Genomic DNA, 4,111 nt, shown 5'->3' with positions numbered 1-4,111 from the left:
ATCACGAGGAGGGCCCGGAGGGGCAGTTCGCGCTGCTGTGAGCGCGGCCCGGCGCTCCTACGCGCCCCCGCCCCTGCCCCCGCTCTCCGCCGCGAAGCCCGCGAAGAGGCGGCGCATGGCGCGTTCGAAGACGGCGTCCTGGTCGGCCGGGCCGGACGCGCCCGCGAACGTACGGGCCATCCGCGGGTACCGTCCGCCGGCCAACTCCCGTGCGAGATAGGCGGAGCGCGCCGCGCGCTCCTGCTCGGGCGGGTGCGGCGAGGTGCGGTGGCGCTCGGCGGCGGTGAGTTCGCTGCCGACGAAGGAGGTGACGACGGCGGTGACCATGGCGAGGAGCTCCATCTTGGCGCCGTCCTCGACGTCGAGGCCGTCCAGCACCCACAGGACGTACTCGACGTAGCGCAGCGCGTTCGGGCTGAAACCGTAGACGGGCGACATGAGCCCCGGCATCCAGGGATGACGGTGCATCATCGCCCGTGACTGCCGGGCGAGTCCGAGCAGGTCGGCCTGCCAGTCGCCGGAGGGCTGCTCGGGCAGCTCGTACTCGGCGGCGGCAGCGTCCACCATCAGCTCGTACAGGTCCTCCTTGCGCGGCACGTAGTTGTAGAGCGACATCGTGCCGCAGCCGATCGCGGCGGCCACCCGCCGCATGGAGACGGCGTCGATGCCCTCGGCGTCGGCGATGCCCGTCGCCGCCGCCGCGATCTCGGCGCGGGTGTGCGCGGGGCGGGGTCCGCGCCCGGCGCGCTCGGGCCGCGCCCAGATCACCTCGGGTCCGGCCGTACGGCCGCTGGCTGCCATGGATCATCACCTCGGCCCCCATCCTAGTTACGTACAGCGTACGCAGTGCGGTACGGTGGGCCGCATGACAACTACGTACGCTGTACTTAGTGAGGATCTGCACAAGCGCTACGGCGACGTGCACGCGCTGCGCGGGCTCGATCTCGCGGTTCCCGAAGGCACCGTCTGCGGGCTGCTCGGGCCCAACGGCGCGGGCAAGACCACCGCGGTCCACATCCTCTCGACGCTGCGCGCCCCCTCCTCCGGCACCGCCCGCGTCGCGGGCCACGACGTCACCGCCGACCCGCGCTCCGTCCGCCGCAGCATCGCCCTCACCGGCCAGTTCGCCTCCGTGGACAGCGACCTGACAGGCCGTGAGAACCTGCGGCTGTTCGCCCGCCTCCAGCGGCTGCGGCCGCACGCCGCAGCGCTCCGGGCGGACGAACTGCTGGAGCGCTTCGGCCTCGCCGAGCTGGCCGGACGCCCCGCCCGCACCTACTCCGGCGGCCAGCGGCGCCGCCTCGACCTGGCCGCGTGCCTGCTCACCGACGTGCCCGTGCTCTTCCTCGACGAGCCCACCACCGGCCTCGACCCGCGCAGCCGCGGCGACATCTGGGACGCCGTCCGCGAGCTGGCGGCGGGCGGCACGACCGTGCTGCTCACCACGCAGTACCTGGAGGAGGCCGACCGGCTGGCCGACGACATCGTGGTCATCGACCACGGCCGGGTCAGCGCCACCGGCACCCCGGAGGAGCTGAAGGCTGCCATCGGCTCGTACGTCGAGATCGTCGTCGGCGACGAGAGCGAACTCGCCGGGGCGGCCGTCGCCCTCGGCCGGCTGACGGGCGCACAGCCCGCCGTCGACCCCGAGCGGCGGACCGTCGGCTCCTCCTGCACCGACCCGACCCTCACCCTGCCCCGCGTCGTACGGGAACTGGACTCGGCCGGCATCGGCCTGGCCGACGTGTCCGTCCGGCAGCCCACCCTCGACGAGGTCTTCCTCCACCTCACCGCCGACGGCGCGGACACCGCCGGCCCCCACGTCCAGAAAGAGGCCGCGGCATGAGCGACACCTCCCTGACCTGGGCCGTCCGCGACGCGTCGGCCATGATCGGCCGGCAGACGACCCGAATACGGCACGCCCCCGGCCTGCTGGCCATGACGCTCACCGCGCCGCTGCTGATGCTGGTGCTCTTCGGCTACCTCTTCGGCAGCGCCATCGACGTGCCCGGCGGCGGCAACTACCGCGAGTACCTGGTGCCCGGCCTGCTCGTCTCCGTCTCCACCCTCGGCATCTTCACCGGGACGCTCCAGGCCGTCCAGGACCGGCAGCGCGGCGTCATGGACCGGTTCCGCACGCTGCCCATGAGCCGCTCGGCGGTGCCGGTCGGCCAGGCGGTCGCGGAGGTGCTGCTCGCCGCCGTGGGGCTCGTACCGCTCGCGCTCGTCGGGCTCGCGATGGGCTGGCGCATCCGGAACGGGGTGGGGCCCGCGCTCGGCGCGATCGGCCTGCTGCTGCTCTTCCGGCTGGCCACGGCGTGGATCGGCCAGTACCTGGGGACGGTCGTCAAGAACGAGGAGGCGGCGGGGCAGCTGGCCGCGCTGACCTTCGTCCTGCCGATGCTCTCCAACACCTACGTGCCGACCGCCGGCATGCCCGGCTGGCTGCGCTTCCTCGCCGAGTGGAACCCGATCAGCGCGGTCGTCGGCGCCTGCCGCGACCTCTTCGGCAACACGGCGGCCTCGGCGGCGGCCGCGCACGGCGCCTGGCCGACGGAGCATCCCGTCGCGGCCTCACTGCTGTGGTCGGCGCTGCTGCTCGTCGTCTTCGTGCCGCTCACCATCCGCCGGTACGTACGCGACGGGCGCTGAGCCGAGGAGCAGGGAGCGGCGCCGGAGTATCTCTACGTACGGCGGTGTCTCTATCGTACGGACGGCTCGGCGGACACACCGAAGCGCTCCCCGAGCGCCCTGGGGATAACGGGCTCTCAGGTCTCAGCGCTGTGCCGGGTCGGTGTGGCCGCCGGGCCTCGGTCGTCCGCCCGCCGTCAGTGGCGGCTGCCGAACAGCGAGCGTCGCAGCCGCCGCAGCGGCGCGAAGAGCGACACCCTGGCGGTCCGGCTCTGCTTGGCGCGCGAGTGGTCGCGCGCCGTCAGCTCGCGCATCAGCACGGTCGCCGACTCCGTCTCGCGCTGCGGCACGGCAGGGCCGCCCAGCACCGCGAGATGGCGGTCTAGGCGCGCGCTGGACGCACCGCTTCCGCAACTGATGGCAGGCACGCGTGGCCTGCTGCGCATTGCTATCTGCTCCATGAGACTCCCCACCCGTACGAGATACCCGGCCCGGGCAGAGTAACCCTACCGCCCCTTCACGTCACCTGCGCATCCACGGGCCGGATTCACCACTGCGTCAAGGGCGTTGACGCGACTGGCGCGAATCCGTCGCGACGCGGGGCCAGTTGGGGCATACGGGACCCTCCCGACAGGGGCCGGTCACGCTGCGTCGCGGTACATTCACCGGCACCCGGCGGCGGAGGCGGCTGCCGTTCCGCACGGGCGGGCATGTTCTCCGCGGGGCGGGGGGATTCTCCCCCGGAGAGCACACGGCCGTGGATCGCTCTCTCGTGGGAGGGGCTCGTCGATGAGCGGAATTCCTTCGGATGAGCACGGCGGCGGCGACCGGTCCGGCCGCGTACTGGCGGGCCGCTACCGGCTGCTGGGCGAGCTGGGCCGGGGCGGCATGGGCGTGGTCTGGCGCGCGCGGGACGAGGTGCTGGACCGCGAGGTGGCCGTCAAGGAGGTGCGCGCGCCCTCCGGGCTGCTCGACCGCGAGGTGCGGCAGCTGTACGCGCGCCTGGAGCGCGAGGGCCGGGCGGCGGGCGCCGTTTCGCACCCCAATGTCGTCACTGTCCATGACGTCGTCTCCGAGGCCGGCCGGCCGTGGATCGTAATGGAGCTGATACGCGGGCTGTCGCTGGCGGAGGTGCTGGAGGCGGAGCACACCCTCTCCCCCGCGCGGGCCGCCCGGATCGGCGTGGAGGTGCTGGCCGCGCTGCGGGCCGCGCACCTGGCGGGGGTGCTGCACCGGGACGTGAAACCCGGCAACGTGCTCCTCGCCAACGACGGCCGCGTGGTCCTCACCGATTTCGGCATCGCCATGGTCGAGGGCAGCACGGCGCTGACCATGACCGGGGAGCTGGTCGGCTCCCCCGAATACCTGGCCCCCGAGCGCGTCCTGGGCCGGCAGCCCGGCCCCGCCTCGGACCTGTGGTCGCTCGGCGTCACGCTGTACGCGGCCGTGGAGGGCGGCTCCCCGTTCCGCCGGGAGACGC

At 73.5% G+C, this 4,111-nt stretch carries 5 protein-coding genes; 3 read left to right on the top strand and 2 right to left on the bottom strand.

Going from position 1 to position 4,111, the window contains the following annotated elements; translation table 11 throughout:
* Window positions 1-57 precede the first annotated feature (57 nt).
* On the bottom strand, window positions 58-801 hold the full coding sequence (locus tag ACFU99_RS35660; RefSeq protein WP_384400368.1) for a TetR/AcrR family transcriptional regulator: 744 nt from the start codon (window positions 799-801) through the stop codon (window positions 58-60).
* 64 nt (window positions 802-865) lie between these two features.
* Between ACFU99_RS35660 and ACFU99_RS35655 the strand changes: the two genes are divergently transcribed.
* Window positions 866-1,846, top strand: coding sequence for an ATP-binding cassette domain-containing protein (locus ACFU99_RS35655; protein ID WP_384400366.1), 981 nt, complete (start codon window positions 866-868; stop codon window positions 1,844-1,846).
* A complete protein-coding gene (locus ACFU99_RS35650; RefSeq protein ID WP_384400363.1) occupies window positions 1,843-2,652 on the top strand; it encodes an ABC transporter permease in 810 nt (269 codons plus the stop codon). Before ACFU99_RS35655 ends, ACFU99_RS35650 begins: the two co-directional genes overlap by 4 nt.
* Before the next feature lie 176 nt (window positions 2,653-2,828).
* Here the strand turns inward: ACFU99_RS35650 and ACFU99_RS35645 are convergent, their stop codons facing one another.
* Window positions 2,829-3,092: a hypothetical protein gene (locus ACFU99_RS35645; protein ID WP_363129482.1), complete on the bottom strand. Its 264-nt coding sequence runs from the start codon at window positions 3,090-3,092 to the stop codon at window positions 2,829-2,831.
* A gap of 328 nt (window positions 3,093-3,420) precedes the next feature.
* Here ACFU99_RS35645 and ACFU99_RS35640 point away from each other — a divergent pair.
* A partial coding sequence (locus ACFU99_RS35640; protein WP_384400359.1) for a serine/threonine-protein kinase occupies window positions 3,421-4,111 on the top strand: 691 nt, incomplete at its 3' end.

Origin of the sequence: Streptomyces sp. NPDC057654, assembly GCF_042800135.1 — a bacterium.
GTDB lineage: Bacteria > Actinomycetota > Actinomycetes > Streptomycetales > Streptomycetaceae > Streptomyces.
This window is presented reverse-complemented; position numbering and strand designations above follow the sequence as displayed.